This is a genomic window from Nitrospirota bacterium (assembly GCA_004296885.1).
Lineage (GTDB): Bacteria > Nitrospirota > Nitrospiria > Nitrospirales > Nitrospiraceae > SYGV01.
Genome location: SCVN01000009.1, coordinates 1 through 22938 on the forward strand (window position 1 = coordinate 1; position 22938 = coordinate 22938).

A 22938-nucleotide genomic window follows, 5' to 3' on the forward strand; every position below is an offset into this window, starting at 1 on the left:
ACCTCCGCAAACTTCACTTCCTCGTAGAGCCGCGCCTGCACGATCGCCGCCGACATCAAGGCGGAAATGATCATCAGAATGGAGACGTCCTTCTTGCCCAGCCGTCCGCGGCGCTTGTTGAGCACCTCCAGCACCCCGATCGGCTTGCCTTCCCAGGGCTTCAGCGGCAGCGTAATCATATCCTTGGTCTGATACCCGATGCTGGCATCCACCCGGGCCAGGTGACGGCGATCCCGCGACACGTCCTGCGAAATGTGCGGCTTGCCGGACTTGAACACGGCGCTGGCGATCCCCTGGTCCCAGGGAATCGCCATGCCGCGCAACCGCTTGGCCTTCTGCCCGATCACATGGCGAAACACCAGCTGCTTGGAGGCCGGATCGGCCAACAGCACCGAGGCCGCATCGGCCCCCACCACCTCCAATGCCGTGCGGAGGGCATGACGGATCAGCGAATCGACGTCCGTCTGCCGCGAGAGCGACTGACTGATCCGGCGCGCCGCTTCCAGTTCTTTCGCGAGCTGGGCGGTACGGCTCCGGCTCGGCGCGCTGGTCGACTTGGTTCGGGCAGGCATGGGGGCCCATGGTAGCGCATCCGCAAAGACAGGACAAGTCACGGCGCCGGATCGCCTGAGGGGCCCGCCGATACGGCCCGCGGCACGTTTTCTGATGCAGGATTCGGCGCCGTTGTGCTACTTGAATAGGGGGTTCCGAAGAGGGGAAGGGAGGTTCCCGTCATGTCCTTGGCCATTCGCAACGTGCGGATCATCGACGGGCTCGGGCAGGTGATCGAGCGCGGCACACTGCTCGTCAGCGGAGATCGTCTCGTCGCGGTGGGAACGGAACGGGACGTCCGCGTGCGGCGAGGAACGCCCATCGTGGACGGGCGCGGCCTCACGGCCTTGCCGGGCCTGATCGACTGCCACGTCCACCTCTGCCTCGGCGGAGACGCCGATGTGGTGGGGACGATCCGCGATGAGGAGCCGGCCCTCACCCTGTTGAAAGCCTCCCGCTTCGCCCGCCTGACGCTGGCCGCAGGCGTCACCACCGTCCGCGATGTCGGCGCCAGAGACCATCAGATCTTCGCCCTCAAACAAGCCCAGGCCGCCGGCCTGGTTTCGGGTCCGCGTATCCTCGCGGCCGGCCTGGCCGTCTGTATGACCGGCGGCCACGCCCGTTTCATCGGGCGCGAAGCCGACGGGCCGGAGGAAATCCTGCGGGCCGTCCGGGAGCAGCTGGCGGCCGGGGCGGACGTGATCAAATTCATCGCCTCCGGCGGCGTGCTGACGCCCGGCACCTCCCCCGATCGCCCCCAGCTGACCCGGGACGAGCTGGCCGCCGGCATGGACGAGGCGCGCCGCGCCGGCCGGCGCGTGGCCGCGCATGCGCACGGGGCCGAAGGTATGAAGAACGCCATCCGCGCGGGCGCCCATTCCATCGAACATGCGACGTTGCTGGACGACGAAGCCGGCGAGTTGATGCGCGCCCACGGCGTGTTCATGGTCCCGACCCTGTCGGCGCTGGCCACGACCGCCGCCTGCGGGTCCGGCTGCGGCGTGCCGGAATCGGCCGTGACCAAAGCCCGCTCCATGAAGGCCCGGCACGAAGCCAGTTTCAAGCAGGCCCTCCGGTCCGGCATTCCCATCGCGATGGGCACCGACGCCGGCACGCCCTTCAACTATCACGGAGACAACGCCCAGGAGTTGACGCGGATGGTGGCGCTGGGGATGAGCCCGATGGAGACCATCCTCTCCGCCACGGCTTCCGCCGCCGAGTTGCTCGGCATCACCCAGCTGGTGGGGACCCTCGAGCCGGGCAAGATCGCGGATATCGTACTGGTGGACGGGAATCCCTTGAAGCGGATCGAGCTGTTGCAGGATCAGGGCCGCCTCGCCGGAGTGATGCAGGCGGGCAAGTTCGTCAGCGGCCCTCTGGCAACGGTGAAAAGTGAGCCGTAAACAGTAAATAGTGCGGCCTCACTTTTCTCTGTTCACTATTCTCCATTCACTTTTCATCGTTACCGCCTCACGTAAAACAACTCCAGGGCGTTTCGGAACCCGCTGAGCCGGCCTCGGTGGAACGTCGTCTCGAACCGATTCCTGACGTCGGCAACCCCTCGGTCATCTCCCTTCCGAATTGCCCCCTGCGACACCATCATTTGCAGAGCGACGTCCAGCAATCGCTTTCGCCTCGCCTCCATCTCGGGCGTGACCAACTCCTCCATGATCTCGGAGGCCCGGTCGAAAATCAGCGGCTCCTTGAAGCTGTCATAGCCCTGCGCCTCCACCGTCCGTTCGCGGATCAGCGCGAGCTCGCGCTTGATCCGGGCGACATCCTTCATGAGCGCGGCGAAGATTTCCTTCTGTCCCTCGTCGTGGAGCTTGTGCTCCATCGCCTCCAGGACGATCGCCGGATCGGGCGCCTTCTCCGCCACGTCCTCGGGCCCGAACCGCAGCCGCTCGTAGGATCGGCGGTTCTCCGGATCGCCGATGACTTCATAGGCGGCGTTGATTTCACGGATCTTGGCCTCCGCCTCTTTGTCGTCGGGGTTCCGATCCGGGTGATACTCGAAGACGCGCTTCCGGTACGCCTTCTTGATCTCCTCGTCCGAGGCGCTCCGGGCGACTCCCAGGACGGCGTAGTAATCCAGTGGTGGCATGGTGGGCCGATGATAGCATCAGGGCCGCCCGCCCGCAATTATGCGTCCGCCCCGCCCTGACACGGCTTGACAGTCGCCCCCAACCCCCGTAGCCTGCGCGGCACGATGGACACCGGCCGGCATCCACCCCACCGTCCCTGGCACGAAGGCGTCACGCCCTACCAGTGGCTCGTCCTCTTCGTCGCCTGGCTGGGGTGGGTCTTCGACTCCATGGACGCGACGATCTACGCCATCGTCCTCCATCCGGCCCTGGAAGAGCTGCTGAGTCATTCCGGCGGCGGGCCGGTCACCAATGAAATGATCGGCTGGTATGGCGGACTCATCCTCTCCATCTTCCTGATCGGCTGGGCCATCGGCGGAGTCCTGTTCGGCGTGCTGGCGGACTATTTCGGACGGACCAAAACCCTCGTGGCCACGATTCTTATCTACGCCCTCTTCACCGGACTGGCCGCTCTGTCACAGGACTGGTGGCACCTGGCGATTTACCGCTTCCTGACGGCGCTGGGGATCGGCGGGGAATGGGCCGCGGGCGCGGCCATCGTCGCGGAGGTCTGGCCCGAGGACAAGCGGACCAGGGCGGCGGGTCTTCTGCAATCGGCCTGGGCCGCCGGGTTTTTTCTGGCCGCCGCCATGAATTTGCTGCTGAAAGGGTACGGGTGGCGGGCTCTGTTCCTGGTCGGCATCGTCCCCGCCTTCGTCGCGATGCTGGTGCGCCTCTGGGTCAAGGAACCGGAGCGGTGGGTGCAAGCCCAGGAGCGCGAGAAAGCCCTGGGCCTCGAACACAAGGTCCTGCTCCCCGAGCTCTTCCACGCGCCGCTCCGACGCGCCACGCTCGCGGGCTCGACGCTGGCCTTCGTCGCGGTGTTCGGCCTCTGGGGCGCGAGCAACTGGACCCCCACGTTGATCGGCGCCCTGCCGGACATGCAGGGGCTCAGCCGGGTCGACATCGCTGGCAAGGTGAGCTATGCGATCATGCTGTTCAACCTCGGCGCCTTGCCGGGCTACCTCAGTTTCGGTCCCCTGGCCGACCGGTTCGGACGGCGCCCGGTCTTCGCGCTGATGTGCACAGGCAGTCTGATTATGGTGCCGGTCACGTTTTTCGCGCCGCACGCCTATACGCACGTCCTGCTGCTGTTGCCCATCCTGGGATTCTTCAGCAGCGGCATCTTCAGCGGTTTTCCGATCTACCTGCCCGAGCTCTACCCGACCCGCCTGCGTGCCACCGGCGCCGGCTTCTGCTTCAATGCCGGCCGCGTGCTGGCATCCGCCGGACCGTTCCTGACCGGCGCGCTGGTCACCGCGCTCGGCAGTTTCGGCCGTGCCGCCAGCGCCGTCGCGCTCGTCTACCTGCTGGGGCTGGCCGTCCTGCCGTTTGCACCGGAAACCAAAGGCCGTCCGTTGCCGGAGTAGTTGTGCCGGTCAACCGGCTGCCCCCGCCGCGCCTAAGCAACCGGGCAAGCGACTTGACGCCGACGCAAACTCTATGGTTTTCTCTCACCCATTGATCCTTCCCTTGGCGGTATTCCACGAAAGACAACGGTCGGCTGGCAGATAGAAGCGGAACCCCCTTGCATACAACCGGCCCTCGTGCTACCCAATCACTAGCTCCATCCACGTTGCCCGACTTCCGCTCAAGTTTTTATTGGGACATCGCATGAATCGGCCCATTTGGATGCTCCTGGCCTGCGCCACCGTACTATCCCTCGGTCTCGCCCCCGGCCTTGCTCCAAGCCTCACGCAAGCGGAGATGGGGCCGGACAAGCCAGGCGCGGCCCTCCCGATCGGCCCCCTGACTCCCGCAGTCAGCGAGCCGGCGCCGCTCTCGGAGGAGCGGCAGGGGCGAGTCGCCTCCCCGCAAGAGCCGGACCTGGCGTCCATGTTTACGAGCGGAGACTACACCTATTTTCCCCTCCCCGCCTTCGGCTATTCCCGGAACGAGAGCTTCTACATCGGCGCCCTCATGCCGGTCCTCAAGGCCAACCCCAAGGGGGAGATCGACGATATTTTCGCCCCTCAGTACCTCTACAACCAATTCGTCGGCAACAGCCTGACCCTAAACTACTACGGCTACCGGTCGGACACGGTGCAGTACCGGGCCGTCGTCAACTATGCCGAGCGGGCGCAGGAAAATTTCGACTTCGCCTACAAGGATCTGGGGGCCGGAGGCGGGCGGTACATCCTGGGCGGCCAGATGAATTTCTTCAAAAATCCCTTCGCCCGCTTCTTCGGCTTCGGCAACGGGTCCCGATTGAATGCAGAGACCGATTACACGGCGCGGGAAACGAATATAAACGGGTATATCGGGCTGAACATCAGCCCCGACTTGTCCATCATCTTGACCGGCCGGTACCGGGCCGTGCGGGTGGACAATGGCATCATCCCCACATTACCCCAGACCAACGTGAACTTCAGAACCGCGCCGGGAGTGGATGGCTCGCAAATGCTCGGCGGGAAACTCTCCCTGCTCTACGACACCAGGGACTCCCAACTCACCCCGGTCAAAGGCACCTATGTTCTTTTTTCCACGGAATGGATTTCGAACGTGCAGCACGACGACCCCAATCGCTGGGTGCGTTTCATGCTCGACGCCCGCCACTTGGTGCCCCACGACGGAGGCACCAAGGTCTTTGTCGCCCGCTTCCTGGCCGACGGCGTGGTGCGGACCGACCATACTCCCGGCCGTGACATTCCGTTCTACGAGCGGCCCACGCTGGGCGGCGAGACGACGCTGCGCGCCTTCGGCCTGAACCGGTTCATCAGCGATCAGGCGTTCCTCGTCAACCTGGAGGAACGGGTGCGGATGAAGGAAGTGCAGATTATGGATCACAAGATCGACTTCGAGCTCGCGCCGAACCTCGACGTCGGGCGGGTCTATAACCTGACCCGCGCCTCGTTCACCATGGCTCAAATGCAGATCAATCCGGGCATAGGCCTCCGCGTGATGGCCAAGCCGCATGTGGTCGGACGGTTGGACATCTCCTATGGACGTGACGGAAGCAATGCGTTCGTCGGGGTGGATTACCCGTTCTGAAATTCGGGGAGCAATCGGCCATCAGCCTCTGGCGCTGACGACTGAACGCTGTCGGCTGAAAGCTTCTTTACGCGCGCGTGCCGGTGTAATCCAGCGCTTCCCGCACTTTCAGCGCCAGCTCTTCGGGCGTAAAGGGCTTCTGGAGCAGCAGCGTATCCCGACCGGCGGGGGTTCGGTTCGCGGTGGCGACTTCGGCATAGCCGGTGAGATAGAGGGCCTTCAGGCCAGGCCTGACGGCCGTCAACTGAGTCACGAGGTCGGGGCCGCTCATCTCCGGCATCACCACATCCGTCACCAAGAGATGGATCGCGCCGGGCTCCTGCTCCGCGAGCGCCAGGGCGGCAGGACCGGACACCGCATCCAGCACGGTATAGCCGTGCTGCTCGATCACCTTCCGGATCAGGGTGCGGACGACCGCATCGTCCTCCACCACCAGCACGGTTTCGGTGCCGCGGGGAATGCAGCCGGCATCGGCCACAGTCGTCGTAGCCCCTGCCTGGGTATCCCACCGCCGCAGATAGATCGTCATGGTCGTGCCCTGCCCCACCTTGCTTTGGATGTCGATCGCCCCCTCGCTCTGCTTCACAATGCCGTACACCGTCGCCAGCCCGAGCCCGGTGCCCTGCCCGCTCGGCTTGGTGGTAAAGAACGGCTCGAAACAGCGGGCGAGGGTCTTGGCGTCCATCCCGGTGCCGGTGTCCTTCACCGAGAGCCGGACGTACCGCCCCGGTTTCGTGCCCGGATGCCTCCGGCTGAACGCTTGATCCAGATCCACGTAGGCTGTCTCCAACGTCAAGGTCCCTCCCCGCGGCATGGCATCCCGGGCATTGACCGCCAGATTCACGATGATCTGCTCGATCTGGGTCGGGTCTTCCTGGACCACCACCGGATCCGGCGCCTGCTGGGTGACCAGATGAATATGTTCCCCCAGCAGGCGCCGCAACATCCGGGTCAAATCGGTCACGACATCGTTGAGATCCAGCGCGGTCGGCTGACGGGACTGCTTCCGGCTGAACGCCAGCAGCTGCTGCGTGAGGGCGGTGGCTCGCTTCGTCGCCTTGCGGATCTCCTCCACATCGTGGAAGGCGGCGTCTTGTGGCGTCAACGACTTCAACAGGAACTGGCTGTACCCTCCGATGATCGTCAGCAGGTTGTTGAAGTCGTGGGCCACGCCTCCGGCCAGCTGCCCGATCGCTTCCAGCTTCTGCGACTGCCGCAACTGCTCCTCGCTCTCCTTGAGCGCCTTCTCCAGCGCCTCCTCCCCCCACTTGCGTTCCGTGATGTCTCGGAAACTCCACACCCGCCCCAGGACCGCGCCGCCGCTGCGGTGCGGCTGTGAATAGCGCTCGAAGAGCCGGCCGTCCTTGAATTCCACCACGTCGTAACTCTCCGCATCCGGCTGTCCGTACAGGGTCCGGACCTTGGACAGAAACTTCGCCGGATCTTTCACCTGATCCAGCGCGAAAGTCAGGAGATGGTTGTCGTTCCTGGTCGCCATGACGGAGTCCGGAATTCTCCACATCTCGATGAATTTCTGGTTGCAGCACACAATCTTCCGGTCGCCGTCCACCACACACATGCCGTCGCTGGTGGATTCCAGGGTCGCCGCCAGGAGGGCCTGGCTGTGCCGGAGTTCCTCTTCGGCGCGCTTCTGCACCGTTACGTCCACAAATCCCCACAGCAATGCCGGGGTTCCATCGAACAGTAACGGCTGGATGGAGACACGCGCCGAAAACGGCTTCTGGTCCGCGTTCGTGCAACTCACCTCATAGTTCTGCACCTGCCCCTGCTTTCGGAGCGCCGCCAGCAGGGCCTGCCGCTGCGCCAGCGTCTGAACGTACTCCGCCAGCTTCCGGCGGACCATCGTTTCCGTCGCACACCCGAACAAGGCTCCGAGGCGTTCGTTTCCGAAGAGGATGGTCGTGTCGGCGGCCCGACACAGAGCCATGGGAATCGGGCTGGCTCCGGCCAGGACGCGGAAGAGTTCGTCGTTGTCGCGCACCACGTCCTCTCCGCGCCGCCGTTCAGTGGCGATAAACGCCGCGAGAGTGTTGGTATTCTCCATCAAGGCGGCCGTCTGCTCGCGCGCCGTCCTGAGCTGCGTGGCCAGTTCGCCCACTTCTTCGGTCTTGTGTCCTTCCAGGCCCTTGATCAGATTGGCGATGCCGGCCAACTCGGCGGACAGCACTTGAAGCTGCCGGTCGATCAGGCTTTTTTTGGCGTCCAATTCTTTGGCGCCGGCGGCGCGCTCGGATTCCAACTTGGATTTGGCCAGCTTGACGACTTCTTCGGTGGATTTGGAGAGGAGGTTCGACGTCAGATTCCCCACGCTGGCCTCGATGGTCTCGACGACCGCGGCCAACTGGGCCTTCTGTTCCGCGTGATGCTCGCGGAACAGTCGTTCGGCCAGCTCCTTGGCTGCCGTGGCCTGCTGGCGCCGCAGCAGGGAGGCCGCGCCAAGTCCCAGGGCCAGGCCGATGAGGAGCGCCGCCGAAACGGACATCCATAACATGGGCGGGATTGTATCACTTGGGGAACGGAGGGGCCAGCCAAGCGGGAGTTTCCCCCAACCGGCGGAAAGAGCGGGGGCTAGGCCGAGATGAGCCGGGCCGCCAAGGCCCGCTCCTCCTCGTCGGTGCGCACCTCTCCGTTCAGCCTGGCATCCAGAAGCCGTTGCAGGATCTGCCTGTACCGGGGGCCGGGCTTCAGGCCCAGCGCCTTCAGGTCCGCCCCGGTCAAGGCCGGCTTGGTCCGCCGGTCGACGGCAAGAAAGGCGACCACGAGTCGTTTCACGGATTCCGTCTTGGCCTTCGCCAGCACCAGCAGCAGCGTTTCATCGGACAGGCCGACAAGCAGATGGTAGGCCTGCGCCGGGCCGGGTGCGGGCCGTGCGGCCAGCCGTCGGAGGATGCCATTGGCGGTGAAGCATCCGGCCCTCACGGTCTGCGCGACCGACGCCGGCACCGCAAGGCGCGCCAGGGTGTCCTCCACCGCCCGCGCGGGGAGCGGCTCCAGCAAGGCCATGAGATAGACCACCCAGGGCTTGGCCGCCGGGCCCTCCGGCCAATCCAGCGCGGCGATCTTGTACCAGTCCAGCGCATCCTCCACCGCCTGCACCAGCGAAGCCAGCCGGGACGACCACGTCAGACGCGGGTGAATGAAGCGGAGCAAGTCCAGGTCGGCCAGACGCCGCAACCCCGGTTGCGGCTTCAGTTCGGACAGCAGCAGCCGCAATTCCTCCAGCAGCCGGTGCCCCGACAGCCGATGGAACAGGTCCATCTTCACGGCGCCCTTGATCAGTGCCAGGGTTTCCTTCCCCAGGCGGAACCCGAACCGATGTTCGAAGCGGATGGCCCGGAATACGCGGGTCGGGTCCTCCACGAAACTCAGGCTATGGAGAACGCGGATTGCGCGTTCGTGCAGGTCCCGCTGCCCCCCGTAGAAATCCACCAGCTCCCCGAACAAGCGCTGGTTCAGCCTGATGGCCAGGGTATTGATCGTGAAATCCCGCCGATAGAGGTCCTTCTTGATCGAACCCTGCTCCACGGTCGGGAGCGCGGTCGGATACTCGTAGTACTCCGTCCTGGCCGTGGCCACGTCCACTTTCATGCCGTTCGGCAGCATGACGAGCGCGGTGCCGAACCGGTCGTGCACCTTGACGCGAGCTCCCTCCTGCTTCGCCAGCGCACGGGCGAAGGCGATCCCATCCCCTTCGATCACCAGGTCCAGATCCAGATTCTCGATGCCCAGCAACAGGTCCCGGACAAAACCACCGACCGTATAGACCGACAGACCCAACCGGTCGGCCAGCCGCCCGGCCTCTTCCAACAGCGTATAGAGCCGCCTGTTGAGTCGCTCCCGCAGCAAGGACCGGACGTTCCGACGGCGGGTGTACTGAGACGGGCCCGGCTCTTCCTGTCCCTTGGCCCTTGCCCTGGCCGCCGCGAGGACATCGTCGTGCAAGGCCCTAAGCAGGTCGGTCCTGGTGATCACGCCCACGACTTTGGCGGATGCGGCAGGCCCCCTCACCACCGGCACGAACCGCTGGTTGCGCTCGATCATCTGCTGTTCGATCTCATGAAACGGCGTTTCCGGGGCGGCCCGATACTGCTCCGTCTGGACGAACTCGCGGACCGGCGACTTGGCCAACCCGTGGAACAACGCCTTCTGGACGATCTCCCGCGTCATCAGTCCCCGGAATCGCTCCCGCGCATCCAGCACCGGCAAGACATTGACGCCGTATTTGGTCATCAGCCCTTCGACGTCCAGCACAGTCGCCTCTTCGCCGGCGGCTTTCACCGGCTTGGTCATCACGTCCTGCGCGAGCAAGGTCGGACGGAACCGTTCGGCCAGCAACTGCGTCAGCCGCTCCCGAATCTCGACGAGCGTCCGCCCTTTCACACTCGCCGCCGCCGCCTCGGCATGCCCGCCGCCGCCGAATTCTTCCAGGATCCGTCCGACGTCGATCTCCGGCCTCCGGCTCCGTCCGATGATCTCGACCTTCTCCTCCATCGCCACGGCCGCCAAGACCGCATCGAACCCCTCCATCTCGGCCAGCTTATGCACCACTTCGGCCAGGTCGCCGCGATAGCGGTCGAAGGTGCTCGTGGACAGGAACACCTTCCGTCCCTCCACATAATGGGTCTCCCCGTGCTGCAGCAAATCGTTCAGGATGGCGATCTGATCCGGATCGAGGTGCCGGCGCAGGGTGTCGGATACGAGGTTCAGGTCCGCGCCGGCCCGCAGCACGAACGCAGCCGCATCGAGATCGCGGGGAGTCGTGGACGCATAGGCCAGGGAGCCGGTTTCCTCGTAGAGCCCGATCGCCAGCACCGTGGCCTCGAAGGGACTGATGGAGAGCCTCTGGGCGTGGAGCTGCTCGATCAGGATCGTGGTGGTCGCCCCGACGGCCTCCACCACCGACAGGTCGGGGCGGAGCGGCGGCGTCTCATCCGAGGAAGCAGCCGGGTGGTGGTCGTACACATGGATCGAGACACCCGGCCGGCTGCAGAGGTCTTTGAACGGGCCAAGGCGCGACGGTTCGTGCGTATCCACGAGGATGAGTCTGGTGATTTGGCTGCAGTCCACGTCCTTCAGCCGGGCAACCCCGAGGTCGTGGACGGCCAGAAAGCTGCGGACCGTCTCCTGCGCGCCAGCCGGCAGAGCCAACGTCGCGCCGGGATAGAGCTTCCGCGCGGCCACCATGGAAGCCAGGCCGTCGAAATCGGCGTTGAGGTGGGTGGTGATGAGCTCCATCGGCCCATTCTAGCAGGATTGGCGCAGAGGGTTAAACCGAACCACCGGGACATCCATCGAAGCGCGGCCGATACTGCATGCGATGGAGCATTTGAGGAAAGCCCGCACGCTGCCGGCAATCGACTGCCCCCACGGATCACCACCAAACGGCCAGGCGAGAGGATTGGCCGGACGACTTCGGGCCGGCGAACGAACAAAACGAGAGCACCGTTACGCCGAGCGGTCAGGGAGACTTTCTGAACAGGATGTCTCCGTAGTAGGCGACGGCATTTTCTTTTGTATTGTCGCTGTCGGTCATAATGGCCACGCCGGAGACCATGGGCGGTTCTTCGCCGAACACACGCTTGTAGTCCTCCAGCAGGTTCCGCTCTTCGGTGACCCAGGTGTTGAGCCGTTCCACCCCACTCTCCGTCACGACCATCTTGACCCGGTCCGTGTAGGGATTGGGCACGATCGTGCCCCTTGGAGCTTTACTTTCCCAGATATAATTGATTGCCCCGAGGGGGGGATACTCGCCGTAGAACAGCCGAACCGTTTCGTACTTGGCCTTCTCCAGAAGCCCGATCTTGCTCGCGTCATATTCGAAAGTGATGTAGATGCGGGCCGGGTAATCATCCCCTTCCTTCTTCGACACGTCGCCGTTCTTGTAGATATTGGCCACTTTCCAGCGCCACTGGATGACCGGATAGTCCTTGAGGTTGATCCTGATCTCCCTCGTCAGCCCGGAGGAGGAAGCCTCGCTCACCGCCTTGACGACGACGGACCCGCCGTCCTTCACCAGGCTGTAGCTGGTATGCCGTTCGATCTTCTTGAAGGTCAGGGGCTTCCAGTCGGCCGGCGGGCCCTTGCCCTCCGCTTCAGCCGAGAACTTCCCGACCTCCAGCACCGAAACCGGTTCGGCCAACAGGCCAAGCGGGACAAACAGCGCGGCGACGCCCGCCGCCCAAGCCACAGGTCTCGACGCTCGTTGCCTCACCGCCGCTCCACTACCGACGCATCCAGGCGAAGAGCTTGGCCAGAAATGCCTTCTTGCCCTGCGTAAACGTGGTCTTGCGCCAGGCGTTCGCCACCTTCTTGACCACCTCGCCCTGGGTCGGATAGGGATGGATCGTGCGGCAGATCGTGCCCAAGCCCTTGCCGGCCTTCATCACGACCGAGAACTCGGTGATTAGATCGCCCGCACGCGCTGCGACGATGGTCGCGCCGAGGATCTGGTCGGTCCCTTTCCGGACGTGGACCCGCGCGAAGCCTTCCTCCTCTCCGTCCAGGATGGCCCGGTCCACCTCGTCCAGCTTGAACGTAAACGTCTCCACCTCCAGCCCATTGGCCTTGGCGTCCTTTTCATACAGGCCCACGTGGGCGACTTCCGGCTCCGTGAACGTCGCCCAGGGCATGACCAACGACTCGGCGCTGGCATAGCCCAGCCCGAAGGGATGAGGGAACAGGGCGTTCTGAATCACGATCTGCGCCATCGCGTCGGCGGCATGCGTAAACTTGTACCGGGAGCAGACGTCGCCGGCGGCGAAAATGCGCGGGTTGCTCGTCTGCAACCGGTCGTTCACGATCACGCCGCCCTTGTCGAACTGCACGCCGACGGTGTCCAAACCAAGCCCCTCCACATTCGGCGTCCGGCCGACCCCGACCAGAATTTCGTCCACGATCACGTCATAGCGTTGCCCGTGCGAGTCCACCGTCAACCGCTTCCCGCCCTCGGTCTTGGCGACGGTCAGGTCTTTCCCGCAGCAGAGCAGCTTGACCCCGTCGCGCACCAAAGACGCCTGGACGATCTCCGCCGCGTCCCGGTCTTCGTTCGGCAGGATGCCGTGCTGCGCCTCGACGAGATGCACTCGGCTGCCGAACCGGGCAAAGGCTTGCGCCAGTTCGCAGCCGATCGGACCGGCCCCGATGACCGCCAGGCGTGCCGGGAGATCGGTCAGCGTAAAGACCGTTTCGTTCGTGAGATACCCGGCCTCCTGCAAGCCGGGCACGGACGGGGCGGAGGCGCGGGCCCCGGTGCAGATCGCCGCCTTGACGAAGCGCAGGGCCCGGTTGCCGGCAGGCCCTTCGACCGTCATCGTATCCGGTCCGGCAAAACGGGCATTACCGACATAAACATCCACGCCCAGAGACTTGTAGCGGTGCGCCGAGTCATTGTGGCTGATGCGGGCCCGCAGTTGGCGCATGCGGGCCATGGCCGCGGCAAAGTCGTACTTCACGCCGGCCGGAATGTGCACGCCGAATTCGTCCGCACGCTTGACATCGGCCCAGGCCCGCGCGGCCCGGATCACCCCCTTGGAGGGTACGCAGCCGACGTTGAGGCAATCCCCGCCCATGAGGTGCTTCTCGATCAAGGCCACCTTGGCGCCGACCGCCGCCGCAATCACCGCCGTCACCAGACCGGCCGTGCCGGCGCCGATCACAACAAGGTTGTACCGATCGGCCGGCTCTGGGTTCACCCAATCGGGCGGATGGACGTTCTTGACCAGGGCCCGGTTGTGCTCGTCGTCCGGAAGCACCGTGACGGTTTCGTGTGGGCTCACGGAGCAATTCTCCTCATCAGGCAGGACCGGCGCGGTCACCCTGACTTCTTGGTCGCAAATTTCTGATAGAGCGTCGGCACCAAGGCCAGCAAGCCCAGGAGCGTAAAGGCCATCAATACGTTGGGCGAGGCGATCTCCCGCAATGTATTGATCGTCCCCAGCTGCCGGCCCGCATAGGCATAGACAAAACTGCCGGGGATGATGCCGACGGCCGTCGCCGTGACATAGGTGCTCAGTCTGACTTTGGTCAGGCCGGACAAGGCATTCACGATAAAAAACGGGGCGATCGGAATAAGCCGGATCGTGATCAAATAACTGAAGGCATTCTTCCCAAATCCTTCCTGGAAAGGCCCCACCCACCCGCCGAACTTGGCCTCCACCCAGTCCCGCAGCAGATAGCGGGAGGCCAGGAACGCGATGGTTGCGCCGCTCGTGGCCCCCAAGTTGACGTACACCGTCCCCACCACGCTGCCGAAGAGGAGGCCTCCGGCCAAGGTGAAAAACACCGCCCCCGGAAGGGAGGCGGAGACCAGCAGGCAGTAGGAGCCGATGAAGATGGCGACGGATGCGAGGTAATGCTCTTCCGTAAACAGCAACAGGCGATCGCGATTGGCTTTGAGCGACTCGAGGGAAAGGTACCGGCCCAGGTCGAAATAGAAGAACCCGCCGATGGCCGCGGCAAGCAGCAGGGCGATCACCAGTTTCCCCTTGCTGAACGAGCCGGCCTCGGCGATCCTGTCGACGGATGGTTGCATCAGGACCTCTCCCTCGATTCGTATCATGGCGACCTCTCCTCCCCCTGTCAATGAGCCGATCGCTCCGCCGGTTTTCGCCATCCGGCCCTGTCGCACAGACGGTCTCGCCTAAGAGTCGCGCTCGGTCGCGCATCCTTACAGGGCTGCGACAAGAAAAAAGGACGGATTTCCGGGAAAGAGGGTAGCTACGTCCGGTCCCGGATGGCGCGTCTGATACGCTCGCGGGCTTCCGGGGAGAGGCCGGGACTGTCGGGAGAAGGCCCGCCTTCGGTCAGCGTATCGGGTCGGCTGCGGACCGCCCGCCGTAAGAAGGCGATTTGCCGAAGGTAGCGCCGGCACCACACGCAGATCAGAAGGTGGAACCGGACGGCCAGCCGTTGCCCGAACGGGAGCGACCGATCCAGCGCGTCGGACCCCAACCTGGTTACTTCCCGGCAGGACGGCAGGCGCGCAGCCAGATATCGTGTGAATGCGTCGGACATGGTCAACCTGCTCACGCCGGAGCGTCGGTGAAATGGTGCAGCTCCAGACACCGTCGCAGATGCCGGCGAGCCCGGTGCAGCAGCACCCAGAGATTGGCCTGACTGATCTTCAGCGCTTCACAGACCTCGTCTGCGCTCAACTCGTCCACTTCCCGCAACGAAAAGACCCGGGCCATCTTCGGCGGTAGTTCGCCGAGGCAATGCGTGAGCACATCCCAGAATTGCTTCCGCTCCAGTTCCAGGCTGGGACTGTCCGGCCAAGCCCTGGGAGCCCTCCCATCCAACTTCCAATGGCCCTGCTCGTCGAAGTCGCCCGCCTGATCCTGATCGAACCCCGCCCGATCGAGGTCCTCGGTCGGAGTCTCCCGGACCGTCTTCCGGAACTGGTCCACAATCTTATGTTTCATGATCCCGATCAGCCAACTCCGCTCGGAGGACTGGCCGGCAAAGCGCCCGCGGGCCTTGAGCGCCGCCAGGAAGGTTTCCTGGACGATCTCTTCCGCCAATGTCTTGTCGCGGACCCGGAGGAGGGCGCAGCGAAAGAGGTAATCGCCGTGCCGGTCCGGCCAGGTTTCCGGATCGGAGAGAACCCGCTCGGCCCCCGTCACGAGCGCCCCCTCCTGGTCTGCGACCTGGACAAGTTCGGTGCCGGCATCGGCGCGGCGGCGGTTCGCCCGTCCGGCGCCAGGCCGTACACGTCCTCCAGCAACGCCCGCAACGGCTCGGCCACCGACCAAGCCTGCGCAAAACAGCCGCGGGGCCGGTGCGGCGGATCGCCGTCGAAAATTTCCGAGACCTGGCCCAAGCCGGCCTCTCCCAGGTGCCGTTCGATCCCGTCAAAAAAATCGCGCGCTTTTTTTCTGGCGCCAGGGCTCCCGTCGTGGGTCTTGATCCAGGCCGTGACGAAAGCGCCCATGAGGTAGGCCCAGACCGTACCCTGGTGATAGGCCCCGTCCCGCTCGACTACGCCGCCTCCGTAGCGAGGCTGATACCGGGGGTCGTTCGGCGACAGGGTCCGCAACCCGGCCGGCGTCAGCAACTCGACCTCCACGGCCTGGACGACGCTCCAGGCCTGCTCTTCCTTCAGGAGCCGGTCGTCCAGCGCCACGGCGTAGAGCTGATTCGGCCGGAGGCTCGGGTCGTCTCCCTGCTCCCCGTCCACCACGTCATAGAGATACCCGCCGTCCCCGTACCAGAACCTGATGCGGAAAGACTCGATGGCGCGCGCCCGATCCTCTGCGCAACGCTTGGCATAGGCCTTGTCGCCGAACCGGACGGCCAATGTCTCGCCGATGGACAGGGCATGGACCCAGAGGGCCTGGATCTCCACCGCCTTGCCCCGGCGCGGCGTCACCACCCAGTCCCCCACTTTGGCGTCCATCCAGGTGAGTTGCACGCCGGGGGCGCCGCCGGTCACCAGACCGTCCGCATCCACGCGGATGCCATATCGGGTCCCATAGCGATACCCGTCCAGCACGGCCCTCACGGCGGGCCAGCCGACTCGTTTGACCGCGGTCACGTCTCCCGTATAGGCCAGGTACCGCCCCACAGCCCGGACAAACCAGAGCGACGCGTCAATCGTGTTGTACTCCGGCACCTCCCCCGCATCGGGAAACCGGTTCGGGATCATCCCCTCCGAAATGTGTGCGGCGAAGGCGGCGATGATTTGCCTGGCTTCGGCATACCAGCCGGTGACCAGGCAGAGGCCCGGCAAGCAGATGAACGTATCCCGCCCCCAATCGGTGAACCAGGGGTATCCGGCGATCACCGTCTTCTGACGGCCCCGTTCGACGATATAGGCCTCGGAGGCCTGCCACAGGGCATGGACAAGAGGGTCCTCGGTGGGAATTGGCTTCGTCGCGTCTTCGAGTCGGCGCGACGACAACCGGCGACGCCGCTCCACGCGAATCGCATCCTCCGCATCGGCTGCCGGCACCGCTTCCGTCGAGAATACGATCTGGGCCGGCTGCTGCCCCGTCAGCGTAAACGTCAGGTCACCCGGCCTCCACCAGTCTTCCTCGAAATCCAAGCCCCGTTCCCGCTCGACCGGATACTGTACCCGGCGATACCAATCGGGCGCATGGCGATAGCTGCCGTTGTGCAGGGCTTTGACGGCCGGGAGATCGTGGTACGGCTGCCACGTCACCGCGCCCTTTTTCACCAGGGCATCCGGTCGCACGGCTCCGTTCTCCCGGTGCAGGCCATGGTGGTCCCGGCCGGTGAGCATGGGGTTGACGCAGAGTTGGACCGGTGTCGTTCCCCGACCAAGCAAGGCCCAGCGGACGACCACCAGATCCCGCCCCTGCGGACAGAAGATTTCCCTGGTCAGTCGAACCCCGCCGACTTCGTAGGTCCAGGTCGGCCAGGGATCGGCCGAGAAGCCGGCACACGTCTTGTAGCCTTCCGGATGGACCGCGCCGGGATACAGATTGCAGGACAGAGCATAGACCTGCCCGCCGACCTCCACGGTCTCCTCCACGTGGTTCACCAGAACCACCCGGTCAACCGGAGGACGTCTGGCAATCAGCAACAAGGCATGATACCGGCGGGTGTTGGCCCCAGCCACCGTGCCGGAGGCAAACCCGCCGCGGCCGTTCGGTTCAAGCCACTCCAGGCTCAGCGCACGATCCAGGTTTTGACAGTCCGAGGCGGGTATGTTCACTGGTCGGTGGTCATCCGGTTCAATGCACGTGGCCCAGACGGCGGCCGGTATCGTACCACAAAGAGGGCGGGATGCCGCCAACAACCGTGGGTTACCGTCCGGTCGAGAATAAGCCCGAAACCTTACAGACAGAGCCGGGCGGATGAGGAGCAAGGGCAAGAAAGACGGCATCCGCCGGGCCCGCTCAAGTTCACCAGGGGCCTGCCGATACTCAGTTCAGGAGGGCTTGCACATGACCGGTATCATGTTCAATTTGTTCTCGTTGGCGGCCAGTCTGATCATCGTTGGAATGGCCAGCGGCTCCTGGCTCCTCGCCGCCCCCTTCGCCGTCTTTTGGGGCCTCGGCTTGGCGATCAGCATCGCCCAATGGTGGCAGTGGGAGCGCCGCCTGGCGCTGACGCTCCACTCCCACCATTCCTGAAGCGGCCGGCCCGCCGTTCTGGGCCAGCGGCCGGCGGGAGGCGAAGCCTTGACCGCTGCCGGAAACCTGCCGCGCTTGTGCGGACACGATCTAGTGTCCGCCCGCCCGACGTTTGTATTCCTTCTTCCAGCACCGATCCATAACGACCAATAGTCCCGCCTGCTGCGCGCGCTGGGCCGCAGCGTCGTCGATCACGCCTTCCTGCAGCCACACAGACTTGGCCCCGATCGTGATCGCTTCGTCCACGACCTTGCCTGCCTCTTCCGACTTGCGGAAGATGGACACCAAATCCACTTGCACGGGCACGGCGGTCAGCACGGCATAAGCCGTCTCACCGAGGACCGGTACTTCCAGCGGGTTGACTGGAATGATGCGGTAACCCTGCTGTTGCATGAAAGAGGCCACGTCGTAGGAAGGGCGCGGCGGGTTGGACGAGAGGCCGACGACGGCGATCGTGCGGCATTCGTCGAAGATGCGCCGGATCGTCTCAGAACTGGATATGATGTTGTTCGCGCCCGATACGTCCGTCATAGGCCCGCGAGGATTTAAACAGTTCAAAGCGCCCATCGGCTGCGTAGGCGGCGACGCGGGTCCGGAGGTCGGCCATCTCTTGTGCCGACATCGGCGTGAACCGCCTGGCGATTCCGACATTCTGCCGCAGCACGTCGCGTGAATCCACGCCGGTGACGACCGTGCAGACTGGCAGGCTCAAGACGTAGCGCAGAGCCTCCTCCGGCGTAATGATGCCGCGCTTGATCGGCTCCCCGTTGCCGCTCAAGGTCTTCATGGCCAGGGGCGCGATGCCCCGCTTGGCCAGCACCGGCAACACCTCCCGCTCGAAGCTCCGATAGGTCCCGTCGAAGACGTTCAACGGCAACTGACAGGCGTCGAACGGAAAGTCGTGCGCCAGCATCTTCAAGTGGATGCTTGGGTCCTTGTGGCCGGTAAAGCCGATGAACCGGACCTTGCCCTGCTTCTTCGCTTCCAGTAGAGCCTCGGCTGCCCCGCCGACCGCAAAATGCCGGTCCGGGTCGTCCTCATAGACGACTTCGTGAATCTGCCAGAGGTCCAGATAGTCGGTCCTCAGCCGCCGCAAAGATTCTTCGAGTTGCTGCATAGCCACGCGCTTATCCCGTCCGTGGGAACAGACCTTGGTCATGAGAAATACTTTATTGCGCTTCCCGACGAGGGCCTTGCCCATCCATTCCTCGGCCCGCCCTCCCGCATATTCCCAGGCGTTGTCCATGAAATCGATCCCCGCATCGATCGCCTCATGAACCACCGAGGCTGCTTCCGCGTCGTTCTCCAGCCGCGACAGATGCGCCCCGCCGAGGCAGAGGGCCGAGACCTCGATGCCGGTCTTGCCGAACGGCCGACGCAGGATCGCACCGGACGCAGGCGGCGCGCCGGCCTCACCAATAGCCCTGGCCCAGTCCAGTGGGCCGGTCAGCGCCGCCGCGGCTCCGGCCAGTCCCAGGGCTTTAAGGAGTTCTCTTCGATTGACCCGACGAGAGAAGGCCATGATCGATCCTCGCACGACAGATGGACGAGAGATTGAAAAGCTTAGCAAAGGCAGCCTGAGAAGGCCAGCCGCTCCCCTTTGATAGAGAGTCGTGCAAGGAGGCCAATTCTTATAGAGTCAGGGAGGTATCGACCCAATAACCCAGCGGCAGTAAAATGTCCCTGGGCATCAATCGAACGAAGGAATCTCAATGCTAAGAGAATATTGGCGCGCATGGAGGCAAAAGTCTGCTGCTATTCCAGACCGCTTAAAGGAAGCTTTAGGCTGGGTTGGCATCGGGCATGGAAGGACGGCAATGTATGAAAAGCTCTTGAGAGAGTACTCGCAGGGGCTTCAGTCAGACCAACATTTTTTCGCCTACTACGAGGCAACAGAAATTCTCGACATCTTCAATTCATGGAAGAGTAGAGCAACTGACTTTCCAGGCATTCAGGGTAAAATTTCTCGTGTTTTCAAGAAAGGAACAGTCCTCAGTGAAGACGAAAGCGCTTCAGCAAACTCGAACCAGCCCAGAAACGATGCCTTTGTTTACGTGCTAGCAGGGAAATTGCTGCATGTTGCCGAAGCGCATGTCGTTTCCGTTGATGGTATCAACAACGCAAAGATCATGCATGGCCAGACCCAACAAGGCTCTCCGTCCGACATTTTCCTCCTATTTCGAGATAATCCAATTCGGATCGAGTGCAAAAGGCCGATGAATGAGGCCACCTTACAGGAAAACGCCGACACCGCATATCATCAGCTTAACGATAATTTAGCCGGTCAACCGTGGGGAGTAATTGCGATCGATGCATCACGGATCGTGAGGAAACCCGGAGAATACCTGCAAGTACCGTCCTTGGAAGCAGGCACAAAATTTCTATCGAACGAGCTTGAGAAGCTTTTGGTCCCGATCGCAAAGAAGCTCAACCACGAGAAAGTCCTCGGCGTCATTGGCTTCTCAAGGATTCCGCTTATCGGCACAGTCAAGAGCCGAATATTAAAGCTTGATGGGACGCCTTTTGTACTGGAAAATCTGTCGAGCGCTGCGATCGCCTATTTGTGTATTAAGAACGCAAAGTCTCCGCAAGGTGATTTGATGCACGAGCTCCAAAGATCTTTTTCACGAACAACTCATGATGTGCCGCAAGACTCCATACCCATAACCTAATGCCAAGCAATAGAGTCTGGATGCGAGTCAGGTTGGGCTGGCAATACTGTCCCGTCGGCCCCAATCGACCCGGATCATCGCCAGCGTCTCCGCTTCAGCATCCCATCTTACAGGATGGTCAAAAAGGCCGTTCAGCGAGGCCGCAGCGAGTGAAGGCCCGAGGCGTACTGAGAAAGTACGTTGAGGGTCTGAGCGATGCGAGAACAAAGCTGGCGGCCTTTTTCAACATCCTGCCGGCTAGCCTTTGCTAGCGCCCCACAGCTGCGCCAGCCGCTGAGCCCGGCCGCAGTTGTGCTTGTAAAATTTGTACCGGATGGGATTCTTTTTATAGAAGTCCTGGTGGTATTCCTCGGCCGCATAGAAGGTCGAGACCGGCACGATCTGGGTCACGACCGGCTCCTTGAAGGGCTTGGTCGCCTCCACCTTCTTTTTAGATTCTTCCGCCAGTCGCTTCTGCTCTTCGTTGTGATAAAAAATGGCCGAACGGTACTGGCTCCCGATGTCGCAGAACTGCCGGTCCGGGGTTGTCGGATCGATGTTGCGCCAGAAGACCTCCAACAGCTTGCCGTAGCTCACCTTCGCCGGGTCGTAGAGGATTTCCACCGACTCGGCATGGCCCGTGCCCCCGGCCGAGACCTCTTCGTAGGTCGGATTGCCCTTCTGGCCGCCCGTATAGCCGGAGGTGGCGGAGACGACTCCGTCAATATCCTGAAACGCTTCCTCCACGCACCAGAAGCAGCCGCCGGCGAAGGTGGCCTTAGCCGGTTGGCTGGCCCCTGTGCCTTGCTCAGCCCCCGTCGCAGTCGCACCCAGCGCTGCCAGCAAGACAGAGGCAAGCACCAGATTGATGCCCATCCGACTCCTGTTCATATCCCCCTCCTGTCGTACATCCGGCCTCCTATACCCCTTCGAGCCGGACTGAGGTTTGGATTCCCCTCACCTGACGCAGCCGGCGCCCTGCCCATAGGTCGGAGGGACCGGCGATTTCTTACACCAGCACGGCTGAAGCCGGGGCGGGACAGGCGTGACGGCTTATCCCTTCTCGCTTGCCGGCGCCGGCTCCGCCGGTTGGGTCTCCGTGGCGGCAATCGGCGGCCAGCCCCCGCCCAGAGCCTTGTAGAGCTGGACGATGGACACCAGATGGAGCCGATGCGTGCCCGTGAGGGCCAGCTCCGCGTCGAAGAGGTTCCGTTGCGCGATCAGCACGTCCAGGTAATTGGCCAGCCCTCCCTTGTACCGCAGATTGGCCAGGTGCAGAGCCGATCGCAGGGACTCGACCTGCTCGGCTTGCACGGCCCGTTGCTTGCGGGACGTGGTCACCGCCACCAGCGCATCCTCGACTTCCCGGAAGGCCACGATGATCGTCTGTTCGTACTGGGCCAGGACCTGCTTGGCCTGGGCCTCGGCGGCCTTCTGCTGGAAGCCCAGGATCTGGGCGTTGAACAGAGGACCGGTGACGCTGGGGCCGGCTACGCGGAAGTCGCCGCCGCGCGTAAACAACTGCGAGAAGGACGGATCGGCCACGCCCAGGAGCCCGGTGATGGACAGTTTGGGAAAGCGGTCCGCCTTGGCCATCCCGATGCGCGCGGTGGCCGCGCCCAGTTCCTGCTCGGCCCGGACGATGTCGGGACGGCGCTGGAGCAGCTCCGAGGGGAGGCCGGCCGGCACCTGCGGCGGCACCGCCTGCTCGGTGAGGGAACGGCCCCTCGGAATCCGGACCGGGTTCCGTCCCAGCAGCACGCTGAGCTGGTTCTCCTTCTGGACCATCTGCCGCTCCAATTCCTCCGCGCGGGCCGCCGCATTGGCCCGTTCCGCCTCGAACTGGTCCGCGTCCAGCTTGGCGATGATGCCCCGCCGCAGCCGAGCCTTGGCGATCCGTACCGATTCGTCCCACGCGACCAGGGTACGTTTGGCGATGTCCAATTGCATATCGAACTGGCGCAGGTCGAAATAGGCCTGGGCCACGTCGCTGACCAGCTCCAGAATGACGGCCCGCCTGGCCTCCTCCTTGCCGAGCAAATCCGCGCGAGCCGCTTCGTTGGATCGGCGGATACGCCCCCAAATATCGATCTCCCAGGAGAGATTGCCCTGCACGTAGTAGTTGAAAGGGTTGGGAAATCCCGGAAACAGAAACAGGGACTGCCGGCCGAACGAGGGCGCGTAGACGGTCCCATCCAGCTTCGGGGCGAAATCGGTCCTGGCGATGAACAGCCGGGCCTCGAATTCTTCGATCGTGGCCGTGGCCTGCTTGAGGTCCTTGTTTTCCTCCAGCGCGATCCGGATCAGCTTCTGAAGCTCTTCGTCCTGGAGCAGCTCCCACCAGGGTAGGTTCGCGATGGACCGCCCGTCCGTCTCGGCCATGCGAAAGGCCTCGGGCTTCGGCACGTCGGGGCTGGTGTAGTCCGGCCCCACGGCGCAGGAGATCAGCAGCAGCGACACAGTGGCAAGGAGCAGACTGCGCAT

Annotated in this window: 18 protein-coding genes and 2 pseudogenes; 5 read left to right on the forward strand and 15 right to left on the reverse strand. The window is 63.7% G+C overall.

Annotated elements, in window-relative coordinates:
- Positions 1-572 (reverse strand): GAF domain-containing protein (locus tag EPO61_06385; GenBank protein TAJ09320.1); only part of this gene is annotated, 572 nt, incomplete at its 3' end.
- A gap of 162 nt (positions 573-734) precedes the next feature.
- On the opposite strand from EPO61_06385, the gene EPO61_06390 reads away from it, so the two are divergent.
- Positions 735-1955 (forward strand): amidohydrolase family protein, encoded by a 1221-nt coding sequence (locus tag EPO61_06390; GenBank protein ID TAJ09321.1) that lies wholly within the window; start codon positions 735-737, stop codon positions 1953-1955.
- A gap of 59 nt (positions 1956-2014) precedes the next feature.
- Here EPO61_06390 and EPO61_06395 read toward each other — a convergent pair whose 3' ends face one another.
- The gene (locus EPO61_06395; protein ID TAJ09322.1) at positions 2015-2338 is read right to left on the reverse strand and encodes a hypothetical protein; all 324 of its coding nucleotides are present in this window, start codon (positions 2336-2338) and stop codon (positions 2015-2017) included.
- Positions 2265-2656: pseudogene (locus tag EPO61_06400) on the reverse strand (J domain-containing protein). Before EPO61_06400 ends, EPO61_06395 begins: the two are co-directional and overlap by 74 nt.
- Positions 2657-2761: 105 nt before the next feature.
- Between EPO61_06400 and EPO61_06405 the strand changes: the two are divergent.
- Together EPO61_06405 and EPO61_06410 are read left to right on the forward strand one after the other, a co-directional pair.
- On the forward strand, positions 2762-4066 hold the full coding sequence (locus EPO61_06405) for an MFS transporter (GenBank protein TAJ09323.1): 1305 nt from the start codon (positions 2762-2764) through the stop codon (positions 4064-4066).
- A 244-nt stretch (positions 4067-4310) separates the two neighbouring features.
- Positions 4311-5687 (forward strand): hypothetical protein, encoded by a 1377-nt coding sequence (locus EPO61_06410; GenBank protein ID TAJ09324.1) that lies wholly within the window; start codon positions 4311-4313, stop codon positions 5685-5687.
- Positions 5688-5754: 67 nt separating this feature from the next.
- Here the strand turns inward: EPO61_06410 and EPO61_06415 are convergent, their stop codons facing one another.
- The 8 genes and pseudogenes from EPO61_06415 to EPO61_06450 all read right to left on the reverse strand — a co-directional run bounded on the left by EPO61_06415 (position 5755) and on the right by EPO61_06450 (position 17553).
- Complete coding sequence (locus EPO61_06415) at positions 5755-8199, reverse strand: response regulator (protein ID TAJ09325.1); 2445 nt, start codon at positions 8197-8199, stop codon at positions 5755-5757.
- A gap of 77 nt (positions 8200-8276) precedes the next feature.
- Positions 8277-10943, reverse strand: a complete 2667-nt coding sequence (locus EPO61_06420) for a CBS domain-containing protein (protein ID TAJ09326.1) — start codon at positions 10941-10943, stop codon at positions 8277-8279.
- 223 nt (positions 10944-11166) lie between these two features.
- Entirely contained in the window at positions 11167-11868 is a 702-nt protein-coding gene (locus EPO61_06425; protein ID TAJ09347.1) for a DUF3047 domain-containing protein, read from the reverse strand.
- 61 nt (positions 11869-11929) lie between these two features.
- Entirely contained in the window at positions 11930-13459 is a 1530-nt protein-coding gene (locus EPO61_06430; protein ID TAJ09348.1) for a mercuric reductase, read from the reverse strand.
- A gap of 59 nt (positions 13460-13518) precedes the next feature.
- Positions 13519-14238 carry a TVP38/TMEM64 family protein gene (locus tag EPO61_06435; protein ID TAJ09349.1) on the reverse strand — a complete coding sequence of 240 codons (720 nt, stop codon included), beginning with the start codon at positions 14236-14238 and terminating at the stop codon, positions 13519-13521.
- A 287-nt stretch (positions 14239-14525) separates the two neighbouring features.
- Positions 14526-14720 (reverse strand): annotated as a pseudogene (locus EPO61_06440) (zf-HC2 domain-containing protein).
- A gap of 11 nt (positions 14721-14731) precedes the next feature.
- Positions 14732-15328, reverse strand: coding sequence for a sigma-70 family RNA polymerase sigma factor (locus tag EPO61_06445; GenBank protein TAJ09327.1), 597 nt, complete (start codon positions 15326-15328; stop codon positions 14732-14734).
- Complete coding sequence (locus EPO61_06450; protein TAJ09328.1) at positions 15325-17553, reverse strand: glycogen debranching protein; 2229 nt, start codon at positions 17551-17553, stop codon at positions 15325-15327. The genes EPO61_06445 and EPO61_06450 overlap by 4 nt, the downstream gene beginning before the upstream one ends.
- Before the next feature lie 61 nt (positions 17554-17614).
- On the opposite strand from EPO61_06450, the gene EPO61_06455 reads away from it, so the two are divergent.
- Positions 17615-17803, forward strand: a complete 189-nt coding sequence (locus EPO61_06455) for a hypothetical protein (protein TAJ09329.1) — start codon at positions 17615-17617, stop codon at positions 17801-17803.
- A gap of 90 nt (positions 17804-17893) precedes the next feature.
- On the opposite strand, the gene EPO61_06460 is transcribed toward EPO61_06455, so the two are convergent.
- Together EPO61_06460 and EPO61_06465 are read right to left on the reverse strand one after the other, a co-directional pair.
- Positions 17894-18304 carry a CoA-binding protein gene (locus EPO61_06460; protein TAJ09350.1) on the reverse strand — a complete coding sequence of 137 codons (411 nt, stop codon included), beginning with the start codon at positions 18302-18304 and terminating at the stop codon, positions 17894-17896.
- A complete protein-coding gene (locus tag EPO61_06465; GenBank protein ID TAJ09330.1) occupies positions 18291-19325 on the reverse strand; it encodes an aldo/keto reductase in 1035 nt (344 codons plus the stop codon). The genes EPO61_06460 and EPO61_06465 overlap by 14 nt, the downstream gene beginning before the upstream one ends.
- Before the next feature lie 190 nt (positions 19326-19515).
- Here EPO61_06465 and EPO61_06470 point away from each other — a divergent pair, with 190 nt between their 5' ends.
- Complete coding sequence (locus EPO61_06470; protein TAJ09331.1) at positions 19516-20475, forward strand: hypothetical protein; 960 nt, start codon at positions 19516-19518, stop codon at positions 20473-20475.
- A gap of 237 nt (positions 20476-20712) precedes the next feature.
- On the opposite strand, the gene msrA is transcribed toward EPO61_06470, so the two are convergent.
- Both msrA and EPO61_06480 read right to left on the reverse strand, forming a co-directional pair.
- Positions 20713-21330, reverse strand: coding sequence for a peptide-methionine (S)-S-oxide reductase (gene msrA, locus EPO61_06475; protein ID TAJ09351.1), 618 nt, complete (start codon positions 21328-21330; stop codon positions 20713-20715).
- A 177-nt stretch (positions 21331-21507) separates the two neighbouring features.
- On the reverse strand, positions 21508-22938 hold the full coding sequence (locus tag EPO61_06480) for an efflux transporter outer membrane subunit (GenBank protein TAJ09332.1): 1431 nt from the start codon (positions 22936-22938) through the stop codon (positions 21508-21510).